Origin of the sequence: Pseudomonas sp. NFACC56-3 (assembly GCF_900100025.1) — a bacterium.
Classification (GTDB): Bacteria; Pseudomonadota; Gammaproteobacteria; order Pseudomonadales; family Pseudomonadaceae; genus Aquipseudomonas; species Aquipseudomonas fluorescens_AA.
The window spans coordinates 43,302-64,061 of record NZ_FMTK01000017.1; the positions used below are offsets into that span (position 1 = coordinate 43,302).

Genomic DNA, 20,760 nt, shown 5'->3' on the forward strand with positions numbered 1-20,760 from the left:
GGGATGGTACCAAGGGCTATCGCCGCGGGTCGGGCCAATGTCCCGGTGTCCGGCTGCGCTAGGCTGTGGTTCACTGGCGCAGGCCTCTACAATGGCGGCGCAGCGCTGCTTTTGAGGTGCGCGGAAAAACTTGTATCAGGATTTCTCATCGGGGGATGGATGGACAGGTTCCAGGAAATGCAGGTTTTTCTCGCCGTGGCCCAGGAGTCGGGGTTTTCGGCGGCGGCGCGGCGCCTGGGCCTGTCGGCGGCCAGCGTCACGCGGGCGGTGGCAGGGTTGGAACAACGCATCGGCACGCCATTGCTGGTACGCACCACCCGCAATGTGTACCTGAGCGAAGCCGGTCAGCGCTTTCTCGATGACTGTCGGCGGATCCTGAGCGATTTGCAGGAAGCCGAGGATTCAGCGGCTGGCAGCCACGTCCAGCCCCGGGGGCAATTGACGATCACCGCGCCGGTGCTGTTCGGTCAGTCGTTCGTGACGCCGCTGCTGGTGGATTACCTGCATCGGTTCCCCGAGGTCAGCATCAACGCTTTGTTGTTGGACCGCACGGTCAGCCTGGTGGAGGAGGGCATCGACGTTGCCCTGCGCATTGGCGAGCTGCCGGACAGCAACCTGCACGCGGTACGGGTCGGCGAAGTACGACGAGTGGTGTGCGGCTCCCCGGACTTCTTCGCACGCCACGGGCGGCCCCGGCATCCGGATGACCTGGAGCGAATGCCCGTGGTCGCGTCGTCGGCCATTGGCCAGGTCAAAAGCTGGACCTTCATCGACTCAGGCCAAGCGTTGGCCGTCCGGCCCGTGCCTCGGCTGGTGGTGACCGCCAACCAGGCGGCGATCACCGCCGCTTGCCAGGGGTTGGGAATGACGCGAGTCCTGTCTTACCAAGTGGCGGGCAACGTGGCCGCCGGCGAACTGGAAATCGTCCTGGCCGATTTCGAATTGCCGCCTCTGCCGATCCATGTGGTGTACCAGGGCGGACGCAATGCGCCAGCGCGGGTCCGCAGTTTTGTCGATTTTGTCGTCAGTGCATTGCGCGAACATCCGGCCTTGAGCGGCTGAAGCATTGTTTCTCTGGTTGAAATAATGGATTGCATTTCTGGGTGATTCTCTTGTTTTGGTCCGGAGCGGAAGATGACTCCATCGACGCCGTTGTGCTGATGGCGTCACTTCCTGCGGAGTCGACCATGAACCCTATCAAGCACTATCACTTCCCGCTGTCCGGCCATTCCCATCGCGTTCAATTGATGCTTTCGTTGCTCGGGCTACCGGTCGAAGAGGTCTTCGTCGACTTGGCCAAGGGCGCGCACAAACAGGCGGATTTCCTCGCGCTCAATGCGTTTGGCCAGGTACCGGTCATTGACGATGACGGCGTGGTGCTGGCGGACTCCAACGCGATCCTGGTGTACCTGGCACACAAATATGGCAAGGGCCGCTGGCTGCCCACCGATCCAGTCGGCGCCGCGCGGGTGCAGCGTTGGTTGTCGGCGGCGGCCGGGCCGATCCATGCGGGGCCGGCCACGGCGCGACTGATCACGGTGTTTGGCGCGGCCTACAACGCCGAGGACGTGATTGCCCGTTCCCACGCTGTGCTGAAAGTCATTGATCAGGAATTGAGCCGTCGTGATTTTCTGGCGGGTGATACGGCGACTGTCGCGGACATCGCCGGCTACAGCTACATCGCCCACGCACCGGAAGGCAATGTGTCGCTGCAGGACTATGCCCATGTGCGGGCCTGGCTGGCGCGGATCGAAGCCTTGCCCGGGTTCGTGGGCATGCCGCGTACGGTTGCCGGGTTGCAAAAGCACGCCTGAAACAGACCCGGTGGTGAGGGGGATCTTCACTGTCGGAGCAAGGCTTGCCCGCGATGAAGGCACTGCGGTCTTTCAGGGATCGAGGCGCCTGTTTCGCGAGCAAGCTTTGCTCCCACACGGCAGAGATTTCGTCGCTCTGTCGTGAGTGGGTATCAGGCGTAGGAAAGCGCCTTTTCCTCCAGCAGTTCCTCGTACAACTGCACCCACTTTTGGCCCATCTCTTCGGAGGTGAACAACTGGCGATAACGGGCTTCGGCCTTGATGCCCATTGCCTGGGCCTGAGCCGGGTTTTCCCACAGGGTGCGCATCGCCTCGCGGAAAGCCTCGGGGTTACTGGGTGGCACCACCAGGCCGGTTTCGCCGTGGATGTTGATGTAGCTGGTGCCGGTGCCGATTTCGCTGGAGATCATCGGCTTGCCGAACATCGCGCCTTCAAGCAGGGAGATGCCAAAGGCTTCGGAGCGCAGGTGCGAAGGGAACACGATGGCATAACTCAGTTCCAGCAATGCAACCTTGTCTTCGTCCCCCAGACGCCCGAGGAAGTGCAGGTTGCGCAGACCCAGTGCCGCGGCCTGGGCATGCAGTTGTTTTTCCAGCGGGCCGGCGCCCACGATGACCACTGGGTAATCCACGCTTTTGAGGGCGTCGAGCAGGATGTGCAGGCCTTTGTAATAACGCATCACCCCCACGAACAAAAAGAAGCGCTCGCCCAGTTTTGCCTTCCACTGCGCCATGCGCTCGGCGTCAGGCTGTGGATAACTGGTCTTGTTCAGGCCGTAGGTGATGATCCGGGTCTTGGCGCTGTATTCATTGAGCACATCGCTGGTATGAACATAGTTCGGCGAGGCCGCGACGATACGATCGGCGCCGTCCAGGAAGCGTCGCATCAGCGGGCGATAGAGCTTGAGCAGGTGCCGTTGGCGAACGATGTCCGAATGGTAGGTCACGACGTAGGGTTTTTTCACGGCACTGCAAAAGTGCACCAGATCCATGAACGGCCAGGGGAAGTGGTAGTTGATCACGTCCGCTTCGGCGGCCAGCTCACGGAATTTCTTGAAAACGCTGTAGGAGAAGCCGGTGGACGCCAGTTGGAAGTCCATCCGGGCTTGGTGGACGACATGCTGTCGAAGCTGGATCGGTTCTGGTGATGGCTGCCCGCTCAGGGCCAACACGGTGTTATCGATACTCAGCCGATCAGTGCTGTCGCAGAGTTGAAAAATCACCTGTTCGATGCCGCCCATGGAGTCAGGTAAATAACTTTTGTAAAAGTGCAGGACTCGCATTCAACCTCCCAAGACCTGGCGATACGCGTGGGCAGTGACCTTTGCACAGCGTTCCCAGGAAAACAGCGCCGCTTGTTGCAATCCCGCCTCCCGGCACGCCTGCCAGTGCAGGCGATCCTCAATCAACCGCTCCATGGCGTCGCGCATGCCGTGCGGATCGTCGGGTTCGCAATAGATACCGGCCGGCCCGGCCACTTCCGGCATCGCCGAGCAGCGGGTGGTAATCACCGGCGTGCCACTGGCCATGGCTTCAAGCACCGGCAGGCCAAAGCCTTCGTAATACGACGGGAACACCAGTGCCCGTGCTCCCGCCAACAATTGGGCGACCTGTTCGTCAGGCAGGTAACCCGCCAGACAAACATGACCGCCAGCCAGGGCGCGTTTCAACTCATCATTGAGCTGCGCCTGTTGCCATCCGCTCATTCCTACAATGAACAAAGGAAAAGCCTGACGCAGGGATTCAGGGAGCCCGGCATGGGCGCGCAGGGCCAGCGACAGGTTCTTGCGTGGCTCCAGGGTGCCGACACAGAGAAAGTATCGGCCATGCTCCAGGCCATGGGCCTTGAGCACGGTGTCGATCGCTTCCGGTTCGCGCGGGTGGAAACGTGCCGCGACCCCCAGCGGCGCGACCCTCAGGCGCTCGGCGGGCAGGCCGAAATATTGCTGGGCTTCATCGGCGATGAACTGCGAGTCGGTCAGGATCAGCTGCGCCTGTTCCACCGCGCGGCTGAGTCGTCGCTCGATTTCCTTCAGGCGTGCCGGTGGTTGCGTCTCGGGGTAGCGCAGGTGCGTAAGGTCATGGAGGGTGATCACCGTCGGCCCTTCGAAGGCCAGCGGCCAAAGGCTGGGCTCATGATAAAGGTCGATAGCCTTTGAACGGCCCTGATCGAAGCGTTTCTGTTCCAGCCAGCGCCGCGCCTGATAGGCGCCCGGAACCCGTCGCAGCAATGGGCTCAGCCTTGAATAGCCAGGCTTGGCTGTTGGCGGCAATTGCGGGCTCCAGCCCCAACCGTGGAACAGTGACAACTGTACATCCGGCTCTTGGGCCAAGGCCGTCGCCAGTTCCGCTACGTAGTGGCCGATGCCGGTGCGTGGCGCCTGGAGAATGCGTGCGTTGAGGGCTATCCGCATGCTGTTTCCCGGTCGACGATGACTTTGTTAACGTGGCCCTCGATCCTTTCTACCAGTTGCGCACTGGCTTGGCGCCAGCTCAGCCATTGCCATTGATCCAGGTTGCGCCTGGCCGGGAATACCCCGGTGTGTTCCATGTCGATGACCAGGTTCGCCAGGCTTTGGGGATCGTCGAGATCGAAGTAGACCATGAAGTCACCGCCGATTTCCCGAAACACCGGGATGTCGCTGCCCATCGCCGGCAAGCCGCGTTGCATGGCCTCCACCAACGGCAGGCCGAAGCCCTCCACGTAGGACGGGAACACCAGCGCGGTGGAGTGCCGATAGGCATATTCCAGGCTTTGGTCCGCCAGGTTGTTGAACATGAACAGGCGGCTGCCGAGCTGTGGATGACGTTGGATACGTTCGATCAGGGCTTCGCATTTCCAGCCGATTTTCCCGACGATGCATAACCGTGCTTGTGAACCGGCGGCCCAGGCCCGCTCGAACGCATCGATCAGGTAGGCATGGTTTTTCCGCGGTTCGATGGTGCTGACCATCAGGAACACCGGCTCAGGGCGCTTGAACAGCCGCAGCAAGTTCGGGTCGACGGCGTCAGTGGTGTCGATCAGGTCCAGTTCGCTGCCCAAGTGGAAATAGTCGAACCAGCGCTCGCGCACCTGTTGCTCGCCAACACGCCGGACCATTTCCTGGCGAAGCTGGTCGCGGATGGTGGTGGAGATGGCGATGTAGCCGTCGGCGGTGCGGGCGATCCAGTCGAACCAATGGTTGAACACCTTGACCAGTCCGGCATCGCAGAATTGTGGATGGGTCAGGGGAATCAGGTCATAGATCACCGAGATGATTCCGACGCCATCACGCTTGAGCTGTTCGGCCAGGGGAAAGAAACCTGAGTGCCAGGAAGAGTCCAGCAACACCAGTTGATCGCCGGCTCGATGTGCCAGCGGTACGCTGCGCGCCGGGGCAGGCTTGCGTTTGAGCAGACGATCGAGGATTCGAATGGGGAGGCTCAGGCACCCCAGGGCGAACAGTCGGCAAGCAACGTACAAGAAGCGACGCGCCCAGATCGACTGGCTGAAGGGGCGCTGCTGTTCGAGGGACCGATGTCTGACCCAGAACAGGTTGGCGAACTGTAGCAGCCGTACTCGCAGGCCGGCCAGATCCAGTCCGTCCGTGGGCAGGGGAGCCAGGCTTATCACTTCATACAGCTTGCCCTGCAGCATCACCACGGGAATGCATTCGCGGTCCTGGTCTTTGGCCGGCAATTCGCGAATGACGTTGCGCACCACTCGCTGAATGCCGGAGTTGTCATGCGGGTGGTCGTATACGTAGGTGCAATCCACCAGCAAGCGGCTCATGGCAACTCCTTTTGCGGCAAAGCCTCGACGGCCGTCTGGCTCGAACGCTGGATACTGGTCCGGGCCTGGAGCCAGGAACAGCCGACGAAATCCTCCTGGCGATTATTGATGACGTGAAACACCAGCCCGTAGTCGCGCCATTCGAAATTACGGTCCAGGTGCGAGTCCAGTCGCGACAGGCTGAGCGCGACGGAGTAATTGCCCTTGCCCAGGCGCATGTCGAAACTGAAACGGAAGGTGATCTGTTCGCCGGCCTTGAGGTCGGTCACGGCTTTGTCCTGGCGATGGGTATTGATGCCGTACATGGGCTGGCCAAGGCGGTCCTTGATCAAAAAGCCCAGCACCAGCCGCTCGATGTCCTGGCGGATTTCAACCCGCACTTGCAACACCATCGGCTGGCCGATCTCGGCGACTTCCACCGACTGGCCCTGGCTGTTGAGCAATTGCACATCGACGATGCCGGCCTCGCCGGTGCCGGAAATCGTGCGTATCTGGCCGTTGGCGAGCATCTCCTGGCGAACCACCTGGCCCTCGCGCTGGGCCAGCATCGCGTTGTAGTAATCCATCACCTCTTCCGGCTTGCCGCGCATGGCCATGCGCCCGTGTTCGAGCAGGATGGCGGTGTCGCAGATCGACTGGATCGCCGAGCGATCGTGGGACACGATCAGCAGCGTGGTGCCGGCCTTGCGGAAGCTGCGGATGCGCTCGAAGCTCTTGTGTTGGAAGTAGGCATCGCCCACCGACAGCGCTTCGTCGACGATCAGGATGTCCGGGCGTCGGGCGGTGGCAACGCTGAACGCCAGGCGCATCTGCATGCCGCTGGAGTAGGTGCGTACCGGCTGGTCGATGGCCTCGCCGATTTCGGCGAACCCCTCGATTTCGGGCATCAACGCTTCGATTTCCTCCACGTGCATCCCCAGCAACTGACCGGCCATGAACGCATTCTGGCGGCCGGTGAAATCTGGATGAAAACCCATGCCCAATTCCAGCAACGCGGCGACGCGGCCTTGCAAGTGGATGTGGCCGCAGGTGGGTTGGGTGGTGCCGGTGATCATCTTGAGCAATGTGCTTTTGCCGGCACCGTTGACCCCGACGATGCCGACGGCTTCCCCGGGCTGGATCTCGAAGTCCACACCTTGCAGGATCCAGTGCAGTTGATGGCGCTGGCGAGAAAAGGGGACCAACCACTCGAACAGCCGGCTCCAGCGGTTTGGATACTGCTTGTAGGCCTTGCCCAGGCCGGTGACGCGCAAATGTCCCATCAGAGTTCATCCACCATTTCACCGCCGCGCCGGCGAAACATGCGCAGGCCCAAGGCACACAACAACAGGGCCACCACCAGCAACGGCACCAGCGAACTCCAGACCGGCCACTGGTTGTAAAGAAACAGGTTCTGGTAGCTCTGCATCAGGGCGGTCATGGGGTTGAAGGCGAGCAGTCGCTGGATCGATGGCGGCAGGATCGTCATCGGGTAAACGATCGGCGTGAGCCAGAACCAGAATTGCAGGCAAATGCCGAACAACTGCCCGACATCGCGGAAAAACACATTGAGGATCCCCAGCAGCATGCCCAGCCCGGCGGCGAACATCACTTGCAGGGCCAGCAGCGGCACCAGGGCCAGCAAGGTCATGCCTGGCCAGCGTCCGGTGATCAGCAGGAAACCGAGAAAGAGCCCGAGGATGATCGCGAAGTTGATCCCCGCGTTGAACAGCACGATCACCGGCAGGCAGATCCGGGGGAAGCTGATTTTTTTCAGCAGGTTGGCGTTTTCCAGGAACATGCCCTGGCTGCGGGTGGTGATTTCCGCGAACAACCCCCAGGTCAGCAGCCCGGCACAGAGGTAGACGCTGTAGGCCATGCCATCTTCAACCCCGGGCAGGCGGGCACGCATGATGTGGGAAAAAATCACCGTGTAGACGAGGATCATCGACAACGGGTTGAGCACCGTCCACAACGCGCCGAACAACGAGTTGCGATAGCGAGCCTGAAACTCGCGCTTGACGCTGCCCAGGACGAAGCCGCGGTAGCTCCACAGTGAGCGTTGCAAGGCCAGCAGCATCAGACGGCCCTGCCGTAGTGGTCTTCGAAGCGGACGATGTCGTCTTCCCCGAGGTATTCGCCGCTCTGGACCTCGATGATGACCAGGTCGATGACACCGGGGTTTTCCAGGCGATGCTTGTGGCCGGCGGGAATGAAGGTCGATTCGTTCTTGGCGACCAGGTGCGAGCCCGAGCCGTTATTGGTGACCTTGGCCATGCCTTCGACGACTACCCAATGTTCGTTGCGGTGATGGTGCATTTGCAGCGACAGCGATGCGCCAGGCTTGACCACGATGCGCTTGATCTTGAAACGTGGACCTTCTTCGAGGACGGTATAGCTGCCCCATGGACGGCTGACCGTGCGATGCAGGCGATAGGCTTCGTGGTCCTTGTCCTTGAGTTGCCGGGCGACGCGACGAACATCCTGGGCGCGGTCGGCATGGGCCACCAGCACGGCGTCGGCGGTGTCGATGATGATCAGGTTTTCCACGCCCAGGGCGGCCACCAGGCGGCTGTCGCTCTGGACGAAGGTGTTCTGGCTGTCGATGAACAGGGCTTCACCGGTGGCGCGGTTGTTTTGCCCGTCGGCGGGTACCAGGCTGGCGATGGCGCTCCAGGAACCGATGTCGCTCCAGTCGAAGGCGGCCGGGATCACCACGACATTGGCTGAGCGCTCCATCAGGGCGTAGTCGATGGAGATATCCGGCATTTCGGCGAAATGCGCCGGGGACAATTCCTGCTGCACACAACCTGAGGTTTCCACCGCCGTGCTGGCCGTGACACAAGCGCGCGCCTGTTCCAGCAACTCGGGGGCGTGGGCGTGCAGCTCCGCCAACAGGGTCTTGACCGAGAAGCAGAACATCCCCGAATTCCACAGGAAACGTCCACTTTCCAGGTACTGGGTGGCGGTCTGCAAGTCGGGCTTTTCGACAAAGCGCACGACCTTGGCCGCGCCCTTGGTATCCAGGGGCTGGCCCCGTTCGATGTAGCCGAAGCCGGTTTCCGGCGCCGAGGGCAGCACGCCGAAGGTCACCAGATGGCCGTTTTTGGCCAGCTCCACGGCGTGCTCAACGGATGCCTTGAAAGCCGCCTCGTCCTTGATCAAGTGATCGGCAGGCATGACCACCAGGATCGCCTCGTCGCCGTGCAAGGCCTGTACCGCGAGGGTGGCCGTGGCAATGGCCGGCGCGGTGTTGCGGCCCGTGGGTTCAAGTACGAAGTGACCGCGATAGCGCTCCAGGTGGGCGCTTTGATAATGATCGCGGCTCTGGAAGTAGTACTCGCGGTTGGTGACGGTAACGATATCGCCCCGGCCGTCGAACAACCCCGCCGCACGCCGATAGGTCTTGCTCAGCAGCGACTGGCCGTCGGGCAAGAGCATGAAGGGCTTGGGATGGCCCTCGCGGGACACCGGCCACAACCTCGTCCCGGCACCGCCGGAGAGAATCACGGGAATGAGCATGGCCTACTCCTTGGCGACGCGTTTCATGTCCGCATCCATCATCATGCGGATCAGGGTGTCCAGGTCGGTCCGAGGCTTCCAGCCCAGGACGCGTTGTGCCTTGGCCGGGTTGCCGAGCAACACCTCGACTTCGGCCGGGCGGAAAAACGCCGGGTCGATCTTGACGAAGTCACGGTAGTCCAGGCCCACGTGTTCGAAGGCAATCTTGCACATCTCGCGCACGGTGGTGGTGACGCCGGTGGCCACCACGTAATCGTCGGGGCTGTCCTGCTGCAACATGAGCCACATGGCCTCGACGTAGTCGCCGGCAAAGCCCCAGTCGCGCTTGGCGTCGATATTGCCCAGGCGCAATTCCTGCTGTCTGCCCTGCTTGATGCGCGCAGCGGCATCGGTGACCTTGCGAGTCACGAACTCGATGCCGCGCAGCGGTGATTCGTGGTTGAACAGGATGCCGCTGCTGGCATGCAGGCCGAAGCTTTCCCGATAGTTGACGGTGATCCAGTGGCCGTACAGTTTCGCCACGCCATAGGGGCTGCGTGGATAGAACGGGGTGTGCTCGTCCTGTTGCTCGGCCTGGATCAGGCCGAACATTTCGCTGGTGGAGGCCTGGTAGAAGCGGGTCTGCACACTGAACTGGCGAATGGCTTCGAGCAGGTGGGTAACCCCCAGCCCGTCGACGATGCCGGTGGTCACCGGCTGGTCCCAGGAGGCCGCGACGAAACTTTGCGCGGCCAGGTTATACACCTCGTCCGGCGCCGATTTGATCACCGCCCGTTGCACCGAGCAGGCATCGGCCATGTCACCGTCCAGGTAAACGATGTCCTGTTCGATGCCCATCTCTCGCAGCCGCCAGCGCGAGTCGCTGCTGCGTCGCGCCACCAGGCCGTGGACTTTGTAACCCTTGTCGAGCAGCAATTTGGCCAGATACGCGCCATCCTGGCCGGTGATCCCCGTGATCAATGCACTTTTCATTCTTGTCGTACCCGTATCTCCCAGTCGGACAGGATCGCCCGCAAGGATTGTTGTGTTGTTGTTTCGGGCGTCCATCCGGTGGCCTGTCGTAGCTTGGCTGGGCTACCACAGACGCGACGCTGTTCTGCGCGGCGAAGACGCGCAGGGTCCTGGATCAGTTGCACATCGACCTGGGCGAGATCGCCCAGTTGTTCGATCAGGCTGCGAATGCTTTGCTCGCGCCCCGAGCAGATGTTGTAGACCTGCCCCGGGGCGCCTTTTTCCAGCAGGGCCAGGTAGGCCGAAATCACATCGGCGACATCGAGGAAGTCGCGGGTCACGTCGATATCGCCCACTTGCAGCCGGGCCGGTTGCAGGCCCAGCTTGATCCGGCTGATCTGCCGGGCGGCGCTGGCAATGACGAAGCTGTCCTTCTGGCCGGCACCGATGTGATTGAACGGGCGGGCCACCAACACCGGCCAGCCTTCGCTCATGCCCCACTGCAGGCTCAGCAGTTCGGCCGACAGCTTGCTCACGGCATACGGGTTGCGCGGGGCGGGCGGTTGCAGTTCGGTAATTGGCAGCCGGTCTTCGCCGACCTGGCCATAGACATCACCGGAGCTGACATACAGGAATGTGCCGGTGAAACCCCGGGCCTTGAGGGCCTGGAGCAGGTTCAAGGTGCCCAGCAGGTTGATGTGCAGGGTGCGCGCCGGATCGCGAAAGGCTTCAGGCACAAAGGTTTGCCCGGCCAGGTGGATCACAGCGTCGGGAAGCTCGGGCCAAAGGCCCTCCAGGGTCTTGGCCTCCATCAGGTCGTAGCGTGCGGCGACAGGCATCACCTGCCACGCTGAATCATGACCGTTCAGTCGAGATTTGAGGTGACGTCCAACGAAACCGCTGAGGCCCGTAACGAACAGACGTTTTTTCAAGCTCCAGCCCCCTTGACGGTTGCTTCGTCTATTGCGGACTGAGTGGGAAATTTCCGTAAGATCGAGGAAAAGTCACTCAACGATCAGCCTTAGAGAAGCGTTTGTTGTAGTTGTTTGGTTGCCAATCTGTGCCAATTTCGCAGCAATTTCAACCGCGCAAATCGTGACTGACCAGTTCTCATATTTATAGCGGGTTTATTCTTGCCGGGCGGTTCACGAACCCTCGGCGGATGTGTTTAGAATGCCCCTCGTCACGCTGTCCCTGGTTTCGATCTTCGAGATGAACCCAGGGGCGGGACCATAAAAAAACAAGAACGAGACGGGTAGCGAGATGAACGATGCGTGGCGGCCCCCGGGCCGGCGCGATGCGTGACTCGACCGTCATGAAGTGGGGCCGCCGGGACGGCGGCGCCATGATGGGATGCCATGAATTTCATTCTTTACTCGGACGTAAACGATCACTCCATCAGCCAGAGCCTCGGCCGCCCTGAGTACAGCTATTACTTCGTGCTCAAGGCCTATCGTCCCGTGCTGGAAAGCCTGGGGCCGGTGCATGTGGTGTCGTCGGTCGCCGAGGTCGATCCGCTGTATCAAACCTTGCAGCAGGCCGGGCAGGACTGCTTGTTCCTTTCGTTTTCACCCCCGCACAAGACGCCGCTGGACCTGCTTTGCCCGATGGTCTGCGTGGTGGCCTGGGAGTTCGATTCGATCCCGGCCGAGCACTGGGACGACGACCTGCGGCATGACTGGAGTCGCACGCTGGCCCGTCATGGCCGGGTGATTACCCTGTCCAGCCATACGGCCGAGGCGATCCGCCGGACCTTGGGCGAGGATTTCCCGGTGCTGGTATTGCCCACGCCGCTGTGGGAGCGTTTCGCGGCGGTTCGTGAGCAATACCCGAGCCTGCCGATCAACCCGGGAACGACCTTGCAGATCAAGGGCTGCATCATCGACAGCCGGCCCCTAGGGCTGTCGGCCGATGGCTTGATCGCGCCGATCCTCGAAGAAGTGCCGGAACCAGAGCCGGAACCGGAACCGGAGCCGGAGCCGATCATGGAGCCACCCCCTCTGTCTTGGCGGCGGCGCGCATTCATTTCCCGCCATTACCTGCGCGAAGTCATCCGCGCCTTCACCGGCAAGCGCGAGCAGGGGCCCGTGTGGCTGTGCAAACACAACCTGCTGTGCTGGTATCGCGAGGCGGTCCGCGACCTGATACCCGTGCCGGTGCGCGTTGCCACCAGCAGGATCCTGAGGGGGCCGGCACCGCTGCCGGTGGCCGTCGAGCCCGTTCCAGAGCCTACCCCCGAACCGGCGGCACCGGCCCATCCCCAGGCCGTGCTGCCGGACACCCACCAAGTGGTGGAAACCGAAGTCAGCGGCGTGGTGTACGTCAGCGTGTTCAACCCCGATGACGGGCGCAAGAACTGGCATCAGTTGGTTACCGCATTCTGTTGGGCCCTGCGTGACGTGGAGGACGCCACGCTGGTGCTGAAGATGACCCAGAACGACTTGTCGACCTACTACGTCGAGCTGTTGACGCTGCTGTCCCAGCTGTCGCCGTTCAGTTGCCGGGTGGTGGTGATGCACGGTTATCTGGAGGACGAACAATTCGCCCGGCTGTATGGCGCCGCGAGTTTCTACGTCAATGCGTCCCGCTGCGAGGGCCTGTGCCTGCCGTTGATGGAGTTCATGTCCTGTGCACGCCCCGTCATCGCGCCGGACCACACGGCGATGCGCGATTACATCGACGCCGAGGTGGCTTTCATCGTCAAGTCCAGTCGCGAACCGACCATCTGGCCGGAAGACTCGCGCATTTTGTATCGCACCCTGCGCCATCGACCCGACTGGGGCTCATTGAAGCTCGCCTACCAGCAGAGCTACGCCATGGCCAAGCACCAGCCGCTGGCCTACCAGGCCATGGCCGTTGCCGCGAACGAGCGGATGCGCCGCTATTGCGCGTTCGCCCCGGTGCAGCAGCGCCTGGCGGATTTCCTGGCGGAGCCAGGCTGTGACGAAGGGCTGCCGCTGGCGGTCCAGGCAGGTACCGCCTCATGTTGATCATCATCTATTCGGAAACCAACCAGAGCAACATTCTGGAAAACCTCGGCAAGCCCGAGTACAGCTATTACTTCGTACTCAAGGAGTTTCGCCCGGTGCTGGAGCGGTTGGGGCGGGTGGTCGAAGTGACCCGGCCTGACGAAGAGGTCGATCAGCTGTACGCCGATTGCCTGGGGCGTGGCGAGGATTGCGTATTCCTGTCGTTTTCACCACCTCATCGCACCGCTGCCCACTACGCCTGCCCGACGATTCCGGTGTTCGCCTGGGAGTTCAGCACCATCCCTACCGAAAGCTGGCAGGGCGAGGCCCGGCACGACTGGCGCGTGGTCTTGGGCGCAACCGGCATGGCAATCACCCATTCCAGCTTCACCGTCAACACCGTTCGTGAGGTGATGGGCGCGGACTTTCCCATCGCCGCTGTCGCCGCGCCGGTATGGGACCGCTTTGCCGCCCGCGGCGCGGTGCTTGCCCAGCGGCCGACTGTGGATCACATGCGCCTGCAATTGCGTGGCCTGCTGATCGACAGTCGCACCACCGACCTGCGGCCTTATGGCCCACCGGTGCATCAGGCCGGCACGCCGCTGGTGCTGGACGGCCCGGCCGAGGACTGCGAGTTACTGCTGGATGGCGTGATCTATACCTCGGTGTTCAATCCCTACGACGGGCGCAAGAACTGGAAGGACATGATCAGCGCATTTTGCGCGACGTTTCGCGATGTTCCTGACGCCACCCTGGTGCTCAAGCTGACTCACCACGATGTCACCGCCGCGCTCACCGACATGCTCCACCACGTCTACAAAAACCAGTCGTACCGCTGCCGCATCGTGCTGATTCACGGTTACCTGGCGGACGCGGACTACGAACGGCTGGTGGAAGCCACCCGGTACGTGGTCAACAGTTCCTATGGCGAAGGGCAGTGCCTGCCGTTGATGGAGTTCATGTCCTGCGGCCGTCCGGCGATTGCGCCGTTGAACACGGCGATGGCCGACTACATCGATCACGACAATGCCTTCGTGGTGGATTCGACCGAGGAACTGACCGCCTGGCCCCACGACCCGCGTGCGGCTTACCGGACCCTGCGTTATGTCACCGATTGGGACTCGCTGTGCTCGGCCTACCGCGCCAGCTACGACGTGGCTAAAAATGACCCCGAGCGTTATCGCCGCATGTCGGCCCATGCCGTGCGCAGCCTGGAGAAATTCTGCAGCCAGGCCAACGCCGAGCAGCGTTTGCGGGCATTTTTCGAACAACTGTCCGAGCGTCGCCGGAACGCGGCGCAGCCATGATCCGGCGATGGTTGGCCGGGCGCAGGCCAGTGGCGCCTCCGCCAGTGCCACCGGTGGCCGTTTCGCCCCGGGATGCCGGCTTGTACGACGCGATGCTCGACGGCTGGTTTCGCAGTGAAACCGGCGAATTGCTCAAGGGCTTTGCCATCACGGCCGGCGATACCTTGCTGGATGTGGGCTGCGGCGAAGGTGTGGCGACGCTGTTTGCCATGCGTCAGGGCGCGTCCGTGATCTTTACCGACAGCGAACAGGACAAGGTGCGCGACCTGGCTCGCCAAGTCGAAGCCCAGGCTGCCGCGCCGTTCCTGGGGCTGGTCAGCAACAGCCTGCCGCTGCCCCTGGCCGATGGCTGTGCGAACAAGATCGTCTGCATGGAAGTGCTCGAGCATATCCATGAGCCCGAGCCGTTCATGGCCGAGCTGGTGCGCATGGGCCGCCCCGGGGCGCAGTATTTGCTCAGCGTGCCGGCCTCGGTGGGCGAGCATTTGCAGCAAGGCATCGCGCCGCCGGGCTATTTTCAAGCGCCCAACCATGTGCAGATTTTCAGTGCCGAACGATTCGCCGCGCTGGTGGAGGACGCCGGGCTGGTGATCGAGCATCGCCAGGCCAGCGGGTTTTTCTGGGTCATGGGCATGATTTTCTTCTGGGCCAGCGAACGAGCGGCTGGCCGGGACCTCGAGGGTGCCGTGCGAGACCGTATCCAGGCACCGTATCCGCCGTTGATGGAGCGTTGGGCGAGCCTCTGGCAGGACTTGCTGACGCAACCCGACGGCTTGGTGATCAAGCAGGTGCTGGACCGGTTCATGCCCAAGAGCCAGGTCATCATCGCGCGTAAACCCGATCCTTCTTCCGGGAGTACTTCATGAGCGGCAAGCGGATCCTGGACATCGAATTGCTGCGCGCCGTCGCGGTGATCGGCGTGCTGTTCCATCACCTGCAGGGCATGCCGTTTCCTGGCGGATGGCCGCGCCTGGCGGCCCTGGCCGACAGTTTCCAGCTGTGGTGGGGCGTGGACCTGTTTTTCGCGATATCCGGGTTCGTCATCGGGCGCAGCCTGATTCCGCAATTGCGTCGCTGCGACAGCCCCCGGCAATTCTGGGCCGTCACCCGGGAGTTCTGGATTCGCCGGGCGTTTCGCCTGTTGCCGTCGGCCTGGCTCTGGCTGCTGCTGGTGTTGTTCGCGGTGTTCTTCCTGAACCGTTCCGGCGCGTTCGGCAGCGTGCAGGCCAACCTGCAGGCGACCCTGGCCGGTTTCCTGCAATTCGCCAACCTGCGTTTTGCCGATGCGTTCATGCAGTATGAATACGGCGCGAGCTTCGTGTACTGGACGCTGTCGTTGGAAGAACAGTTCTATTTGATCCTGCCGCTGCTGGTGTTCGTCTCGCGTCGCTATTTGGTGTGGGTGTTGCTGGCGGTGGTGCTCGTGCAGTTTTTCACCTGGCGGGCGTTGTGGCTGTCGGTGATCCGTACCGATGCCTTGGCGCTGGGTGTGTTGTTGTCGATCTGGAGCCTGCGGCCCAGCTACTGGCGCTTCGAGCCCACGTGGTTGCTCCGCCCGCCCCTGGGTGTGCTGCTGGTACTGGGCCTTGGCGGCGTGATGGCCTGGATCGCGACCGAGCACTTCAATTTGGCATTCTACCGTCTCGGGGTCATTGCGGTGCTCAGCGCCGTGCTGGTCTGGGTGGCCTCTTACGATCGGGATTACTTGTTGCCCCGCGGTCGGCTGAAAACGGCGCTGACCTGGGTGGGCAGTCGTTCCTATGGGATCTACCTGATCCACATCCCGGTGTTTTTCCTGCTGCGCGAGTTGTGGTTTCGTTTCGCCCCCTTGGGCTCGCCGGACCCGGCAAGCCATCCCTGGCCGGCCCTGGCGTGTGCGTTGTTGCTGATCGGGCTGTTGAGCGAACTCAACTACCGTTGGGTCGAAATGCCCATGCGCAATCGTGGCGCCCGGTTGGTCGAACGCCTGTCCGCCGCCCGAACCGTCCTTCCTGTTTCTGGAGCCCCGTCATGCTGAGCCTTTTGAAGAAACTCACCACGGGCACGCCCGCGCCCGCCGAACCGGTGGCCGAGAAAGTCGACCCGTACATGCTCGGGCTGCACGATGCGATGCTCAGCGGCTGGTTCAACCAGCAAACCGGCGAACTGTTCACGGGTTTCCCCGTGACACCTGAGGACACGTTGCTGGACGTGGGGTGCGGCGACGGCGGCAACGTGCATTTTTGTGGGATGCGCGGGGCGAAGATCATCATCGCCGACATCGACGCGGCCAAGGTCGAAGCCACGCGCCAGCGCTTGAGCGACACCCCGGCGCGCGGCGTCGAGTGCCATGTGACCGACTGCAACCCGCTGCCCATTGCCGACGCCACGGCCACCCGGGTGGTGTCCACCGAAGTCATCGAGCACGTCGACGACCCGGCGCAGTTCCTCGCCGAACTGGTACGGGTCGGCCAGCCCGGCGCGCTGTACCTGCTGAGCGTGCCGCACCCCAGCTCCGAAGACCTGCAAAAAGACATCGCCGCGCCGGAGTACTTCCGCAAGCCCAATCACATTCGCATCATCAGTGAAGAGCAGTTCAAGGCGATGGTCAGCGAGGCCGGGCTGGAGGTGTTGAGCCACAGCCAATACGGGTTCTATTGGTCGATGTGGATGCTGTTGTTCTGGGAGGCCAAGGTCGACTTCAGCAACGCCGACCATCCGCTGCTCAATCACTGGGCCGACACCTGGCAAGCGGTGCTGAACTCACCGCGCGGGGCGCAGATCAAGCAGGCGCTGGACGCGGTGGTGGCCAAGAGTCAGGTGATTATTGCGCGTAAGCCTTGATGACGTGGGTAGGCCTCAACCCTGTGGGAGCGAGCTTGCTCGCGATAGCGTTGGTTCAGCCGCCTATAGATTGACTGACCCACCGCTATCGCGAGCAAGCTCGCTCCCACAATGACGCGCTCGGCGTTAATCTGCACATCTTTTGCGCGCGGTAAGGCTTCATGACTGTTTTTTTCCGGCTCTCCCTGGCCCTCGCCGTGTTGCTTTTGGCGGGCTGCGAACAACCGCCACTCCCAGCCCTGGATCAACAGTTGTATATCTGGCAGCGCCAATGGACAAAGGCTCATGAGCCGGCGCTGCGCCAAAGCCGGGGCGATTTTTCCACGCTGCGGGTGCTGGCGTTGCAGGCTTTTCCCGGGGCGGGCTGGCGCCGTGCGCGGATCGACCCGGGCCTGCTCAAGGCGGACGGCCGTCCGCTGATCGCCGTGATTCGCCTGGACGGCCAGCTCAAGGCCTTGGACCAGGACGAGGTCATTGCGCAAATCCAGCAAGTGCTGGGCGATTGGCAAGCCCAGGGCCTGACCCCGGTGGGCGTTGAGATCGACCACGATGCTGGCAATGCACGGCTGCCGGCCTATGGAAACTTCCTCGGCCAACTGCGACACAGCCTGCCGGCCAACCTGCGGCTCAGCATCACGGCACTGCCGGCCTGGCTCGACAGCCCCGCATTGCCGGGAGTGTTGGACGCGGTGGACAGCAGCGTGCTGCAGGTCCACGCGGTGAGCGATCCACGGCAAGGGCTGTTCGATCCGAAACAAGCCCGGCACTGGGCACAACGCTGGAGCGAGGTCACCACGCGGCCGTTTTATCTGGCCCTGCCAGCCTACGGCGTGGCGCTGTTGACCCAGGAGAGCGGCGTGCCGGTGGTGGAGAGCGAAGTGCCGATCGATCGCGGCGGCGAGCGTCGGGAGTTGCTGGCCGATCCGCAACAAGTGGCCGGGCTTGCGGCGGATTTGCGGGCTGATCCACCGAAACATCTCGCGGGGCTGATCTGGTTTCGTCTGCCGCTGGCCGGCGACCGGCGAGCGTGGAGCCTGACCACGCTCGGTGCCGTCGCCCGGGGCGATCACCTGGACAGTCGCCTGGCATTGCAGTGGGAGGAGCAGGGCGGTTTGTACGATATCCGCCTGGTCAACCAGGGCAATCTCGACCGCCCCTGGCCCCAGCGCCTGACATTGGCGGTCGGGGCGTGTGACGGCGTCGATGCCTTGGCCGGTTACACGTTGCAACAAACTCCCGGACTGCTTACCTTCACCCGCATTCAGGAAGGCCGCTTGGCGGCTGGTAGCCAACGAGCAATCGGTTGGGCGCACTGTACGAAAATCGACCAAGGAGGTTTCAATGTTTACCCGTAAGTGGCCTCGTCACCTGCTGTGCCTGAGCCTGTGCCTGCCGCTGGGCCCGGCGTTGGCCTGCGGGCCGGATTTCCCGATGCGCCTGCTGGATAACCGCGCCCAGACCCTGGCGGAGTTGCCCGAAGGCAGCTTTCGCTTCGAGGTCAGCCGCCTCGGCCAGGCGATTGCCGGGCTCAAGCCGGCCACCGAGGCGACGCGCAACCCGGACTACAACTATGACGACCTGCCTTCCTACGTTGAACAACGCAACCAGGCCGAGCAGATTGGCCTGACCCCGCCGCAACAAGCGGTGGTGGAGCGCCTCCGGGCGCTGACCGATATCGACCAGGTGGCGGCCGAGGCGGCCAACCTGCCCGATGAGCTGCGCCTGTATGCGCTCGGCGCGACGGCTTTTAACGTCGGTGAGCATCAGCGCGCCGTGGAAGCGTTCCAGCAATTGCTGGCGTTACCGGCCGACCAGCGACGGTTGCGCAGCACCTGGGCCGCGTATTCCCTTGGGCGGGCCTTGTTTGCCGTGAGCACCGAGGCGGGCAGCGGCGACCCTGTGGCCTTGCAGGATCAGGCGCGAGCGGCGTTTCGCCAGGCCCGGGAAATGAGCATCGCCGGCTTCAGCGATCCGCTGGAACTGGGCATCGCCAGTCTTGGCGAAGAAGCCCGGGTGGCCTACACCGCCGACGACTGGGAGAGCGCCATCGGCTTGTACGCGATCCAGAACCTGCAAGGGTCCCCGGTCGGTTACAGCTCGTTGCTGCAATTGGCACAAGGCCTGAGCGTCGAGTCGGATGAACGCTTGGGCGAGCTGCTCAAGACCAAAGCGGTGCAGCGACTGGTCACCGCCTACCTGCTCAGCCGCGTTGGCTGGTGGGACGGTGAAGAACCTTCGGGTGAGAAAAGGTTGGTCAAACTGTTGCAGACCAGCGCCCGGGACAACCTGGACGATGCTGACCGTTTGGCGGCGGTGAGTTACCAGCACGGCGATTACGCCAACGCCCAGGCGTTTGTGCAAAAGGCTCCCGACACAGGCCTGGCCTGGTGGGTGCGCGCCAAGCTGGCCTTGCGCGACGGCGACAAGGTGGCCGCGGCGGCGGCCTATGCCAAGGCTGCCCAGGCGTTTCCGAACGATGAATCCTGGGGCAGCCGGCGCACACCGGATTGGAATTATGAATCGGTGCAACCCAAGTGCCGGGTCGAAGGGGAAAGCGCGATCCTGGCCTTGCAGCGCGGTGATTACCTGCAAGCCTTCGATCAGCTCTATCGTGGCCAGAGCAACTATTGGTATGACGCTGCCGCCGTCGCCGAGCGGGTGCTCACAGTGGATGAGCTCAAGCAGTACGTCGACGCTCAAGTCCCGGCGCCACCGGCGTTGAGCCAAGAGGACCGGGACAACTACGTGCCGCTGCCGGTGGCCGCGAGCTTGCGCAATCTGTTGGGCAGGCGTTTGTTGAGGGAAGGGCGCTTCGATGAGGCGCCGGCTTATTTCGATAACCCGGACCTGCAGAACAAGGCCCGTGCCTATGGGCAGTTGCGCCAGGACGCCGAGTCCAAGTGGTGGCCAACCCGGCGGGCCGAGGCGTATTTCCAAGCGTCGTGGATGGCGCGCAAATGGGGTATGGAACTGCTCGGCTATGAGATGGCGCCGGATTACGCCAGCCTGGGCGGCAATTACAGCCTGGAACCGGTCGAGCTGAACGTCGGGCCACTGGTGGCCGAAGGTGAAGTGCAACGCCAGCAGGCCAGCGTCGCGCAGCCGGATGTGCGTTATCACTATCGGTTTGTTGCCACGGCGCTGGCGAGCCAGGCGGCGGATTACCTGCCCCATACCAGCCAGGCGTTTGCGGCGGTGCTGTGCAAGGCGGTGGGGTACAACTCCAGCCTTGAAGAGCAAAGCGCGTTGTACCAGCGCTATGTGAAGGAAGGCCCGTACGTGGATTGGGCTGGGGATTTTGGCCATCAATGCCAGGAACCGGACTTCGGCAAGGCGAACAAACGCTACGTGACCCAGGCCCTGGACCCGATCCGCTCGGCGCTGCGGCCTTACAAGGTTGGGCTGGAAGTGGGCGGGGTCGTGCTGGTGGTGGCGGTGGGATTGGGGTTGATCAGTCGTCGGCGGCGCAAGGCCCGGATATCAGCCTCCTGAGGTGAAGCACCCATTGTGGGCGCGAGCTTGCTCGCGATAGCGGCATTGCAGGCACTACAAGTGCCTATGGATGACCGCATCGCGAGCAAGCTCGCTCCCACAGGGCCGGGTGTTATCGCCCGTGGAGCGTT

The 20,760-nt window shown here is 62.7% G+C and carries 17 protein-coding genes; 9 read left to right on the plus strand and 8 right to left on the minus strand.

Going from position 1 to position 20,760, the window contains the following annotated elements:
- Positions 1–159: 159 nt before the first annotated feature.
- Positions 160–1,062 (plus strand): LysR family transcriptional regulator, encoded by a 903-nt coding sequence (locus BLO80_RS20775; protein ID WP_092330839.1) that lies wholly within the window; start codon positions 160–162, stop codon positions 1,060–1,062.
- Between the two features lie 125 nt (positions 1,063–1,187).
- Entirely contained in the window at positions 1,188–1,814 is a 627-nt protein-coding gene (locus BLO80_RS20780; RefSeq protein WP_092330842.1) for a glutathione S-transferase family protein, read from the plus strand.
- A gap of 152 nt (positions 1,815–1,966) precedes the next feature.
- Here BLO80_RS20780 and BLO80_RS20785 read toward each other — a convergent pair whose 3' ends face one another.
- Genes BLO80_RS20785 through BLO80_RS20820 form a run of 8 tightly spaced genes read right to left on the minus strand, consistent with a single transcriptional unit; the run spans position 1,967 to position 10,970 of the window.
- On the minus strand, positions 1,967–3,097 hold the full coding sequence (locus BLO80_RS20785; RefSeq protein ID WP_092330844.1) for a glycosyltransferase family 4 protein: 1,131 nt from the start codon (positions 3,095–3,097) through the stop codon (positions 1,967–1,969).
- Positions 3,098–4,228 carry a glycosyltransferase family 4 protein gene (locus BLO80_RS20790; RefSeq protein ID WP_092330847.1) on the minus strand — a complete coding sequence of 377 codons (1,131 nt, stop codon included), beginning with the start codon at positions 4,226–4,228 and terminating at the stop codon, positions 3,098–3,100. It lies immediately after the preceding gene.
- Positions 4,219–5,586 carry a glycosyltransferase family 4 protein gene (locus BLO80_RS20795; protein WP_092330849.1) on the minus strand — a complete coding sequence of 456 codons (1,368 nt, stop codon included), beginning with the start codon at positions 5,584–5,586 and terminating at the stop codon, positions 4,219–4,221. The genes BLO80_RS20790 and BLO80_RS20795 overlap by 10 nt, the downstream gene beginning before the upstream one ends.
- Positions 5,583–6,848 (minus strand): ABC transporter ATP-binding protein, encoded by a 1,266-nt coding sequence (locus tag BLO80_RS20800; protein WP_092330852.1) that lies wholly within the window; start codon positions 6,846–6,848, stop codon positions 5,583–5,585. Before BLO80_RS20800 ends, BLO80_RS20795 begins: the two co-directional genes overlap by 4 nt.
- A complete protein-coding gene (locus BLO80_RS20805) occupies positions 6,848–7,645 on the minus strand; it encodes an ABC transporter permease (RefSeq protein ID WP_092200260.1) in 798 nt (265 codons plus the stop codon). The genes BLO80_RS20800 and BLO80_RS20805 overlap by 1 nt, the downstream gene beginning before the upstream one ends.
- Positions 7,645–9,087, minus strand: a complete 1,443-nt coding sequence (locus tag BLO80_RS20810; protein ID WP_092330855.1) for a mannose-1-phosphate guanylyltransferase/mannose-6-phosphate isomerase — start codon at positions 9,085–9,087, stop codon at positions 7,645–7,647. The genes BLO80_RS20805 and BLO80_RS20810 overlap by 1 nt, the downstream gene beginning before the upstream one ends.
- A 3-nt stretch (positions 9,088–9,090) precedes the next feature.
- On the minus strand, positions 9,091–10,059 hold the full coding sequence (gene gmd / locus BLO80_RS20815) for a GDP-mannose 4,6-dehydratase (protein WP_092330857.1): 969 nt from the start codon (positions 10,057–10,059) through the stop codon (positions 9,091–9,093).
- Positions 10,056–10,970, minus strand: a complete 915-nt coding sequence (locus tag BLO80_RS20820; RefSeq protein WP_092330860.1) for a GDP-mannose 4,6-dehydratase — start codon at positions 10,968–10,970, stop codon at positions 10,056–10,058. Before BLO80_RS20820 ends, gmd begins: the two co-directional genes overlap by 4 nt.
- A gap of 426 nt (positions 10,971–11,396) precedes the next feature.
- Here BLO80_RS20820 and BLO80_RS20825 point away from each other — a divergent pair, with 426 nt between their 5' ends.
- From BLO80_RS20825 to BLO80_RS20855, 7 genes are all read left to right on the plus strand, one after another.
- Entirely contained in the window at positions 11,397–13,028 is a 1,632-nt protein-coding gene (locus BLO80_RS20825; RefSeq protein WP_092330863.1) for a glycosyltransferase, read from the plus strand.
- On the plus strand, positions 13,022–14,314 hold the full coding sequence (locus tag BLO80_RS20830) for a glycosyltransferase (protein WP_092330865.1): 1,293 nt from the start codon (positions 13,022–13,024) through the stop codon (positions 14,312–14,314). The genes BLO80_RS20825 and BLO80_RS20830 overlap by 7 nt, the downstream gene beginning before the upstream one ends.
- Positions 14,311–15,180 (plus strand): class I SAM-dependent methyltransferase, encoded by an 870-nt coding sequence (locus BLO80_RS20835; RefSeq protein WP_092330868.1) that lies wholly within the window; start codon positions 14,311–14,313, stop codon positions 15,178–15,180. Before BLO80_RS20830 ends, BLO80_RS20835 begins: the two co-directional genes overlap by 4 nt.
- On the plus strand, positions 15,177–16,331 hold the full coding sequence (locus BLO80_RS20840) for an acyltransferase family protein (RefSeq protein ID WP_092330870.1): 1,155 nt from the start codon (positions 15,177–15,179) through the stop codon (positions 16,329–16,331). Before BLO80_RS20835 ends, BLO80_RS20840 begins: the two co-directional genes overlap by 4 nt.
- A complete protein-coding gene (locus BLO80_RS20845; RefSeq protein WP_072407604.1) occupies positions 16,325–17,137 on the plus strand; it encodes a class I SAM-dependent methyltransferase in 813 nt (270 codons plus the stop codon). The genes BLO80_RS20840 and BLO80_RS20845 overlap by 7 nt, the downstream gene beginning before the upstream one ends.
- A 161-nt stretch (positions 17,138–17,298) precedes the next feature.
- Positions 17,299–18,492 carry a DUF3142 domain-containing protein gene (locus tag BLO80_RS20850; RefSeq protein WP_092330873.1) on the plus strand — a complete coding sequence of 398 codons (1,194 nt, stop codon included), beginning with the start codon at positions 17,299–17,301 and terminating at the stop codon, positions 18,490–18,492.
- Complete coding sequence (locus tag BLO80_RS20855) at positions 18,479–20,629, plus strand: hypothetical protein (RefSeq protein WP_092330876.1); 2,151 nt, start codon at positions 18,479–18,481, stop codon at positions 20,627–20,629. Before BLO80_RS20850 ends, BLO80_RS20855 begins: the two co-directional genes overlap by 14 nt.
- Positions 20,630–20,760 lie beyond the last annotated feature (131 nt).

Bases quoted from the DNA above. Each gene is read 5' to 3' on its own strand.
- BLO80_RS20775 (WP_092330839.1), top strand. From the start codon at position 160: ATGGACAGGTTCCAGGAAATGCAGGTTTTTCTCGCCGTGGCCCAGGAG.
- BLO80_RS20780 (WP_092330842.1), top strand. From the start codon at position 1,188: ATGAACCCTATCAAGCACTATCACTTCCCGCTGTCCGGCCATTCCCAT.
- BLO80_RS20785 (WP_092330844.1), bottom strand. From the start codon at position 3,097: ATGCGAGTCCTGCACTTTTACAAAAGTTATTTACCTGACTCCATGGGC.
- BLO80_RS20790 (WP_092330847.1), bottom strand. From the start codon at position 4,228: ATGCGGATAGCCCTCAACGCACGCATTCTCCAGGCGCCACGCACCGGC.
- BLO80_RS20795 (WP_092330849.1), bottom strand. From the start codon at position 5,586: ATGAGCCGCTTGCTGGTGGATTGCACCTACGTATACGACCACCCGCAT.
- BLO80_RS20800 (WP_092330852.1), bottom strand. From the start codon at position 6,848: ATGGGACATTTGCGCGTCACCGGCCTGGGCAAGGCCTACAAGCAGTAT.
- BLO80_RS20805 (WP_092200260.1), bottom strand. From the start codon at position 7,645: ATGCTGCTGGCCTTGCAACGCTCACTGTGGAGCTACCGCGGCTTCGTC.
- BLO80_RS20810 (WP_092330855.1), bottom strand. From the start codon at position 9,087: ATGCTCATTCCCGTGATTCTCTCCGGCGGTGCCGGGACGAGGTTGTGG.
- gmd (WP_092330857.1), bottom strand. From the start codon at position 10,059: ATGAAAAGTGCATTGATCACGGGGATCACCGGCCAGGATGGCGCGTAT.
- BLO80_RS20825 (WP_092330863.1), top strand. From the start codon at position 11,397: ATGAATTTCATTCTTTACTCGGACGTAAACGATCACTCCATCAGCCAG.
- BLO80_RS20830 (WP_092330865.1), top strand. From the start codon at position 13,022: ATGTTGATCATCATCTATTCGGAAACCAACCAGAGCAACATTCTGGAA.
- BLO80_RS20835 (WP_092330868.1), top strand. From the start codon at position 14,311: ATGATCCGGCGATGGTTGGCCGGGCGCAGGCCAGTGGCGCCTCCGCCA.
- BLO80_RS20840 (WP_092330870.1), top strand. From the start codon at position 15,177: ATGAGCGGCAAGCGGATCCTGGACATCGAATTGCTGCGCGCCGTCGCG.
- BLO80_RS20845 (WP_072407604.1), top strand. From the start codon at position 16,325: ATGCTGAGCCTTTTGAAGAAACTCACCACGGGCACGCCCGCGCCCGCC.
- BLO80_RS20850 (WP_092330873.1), top strand. From the start codon at position 17,299: ATGACTGTTTTTTTCCGGCTCTCCCTGGCCCTCGCCGTGTTGCTTTTG.
- BLO80_RS20855 (WP_092330876.1), top strand. From the start codon at position 18,479: ATGTTTACCCGTAAGTGGCCTCGTCACCTGCTGTGCCTGAGCCTGTGC.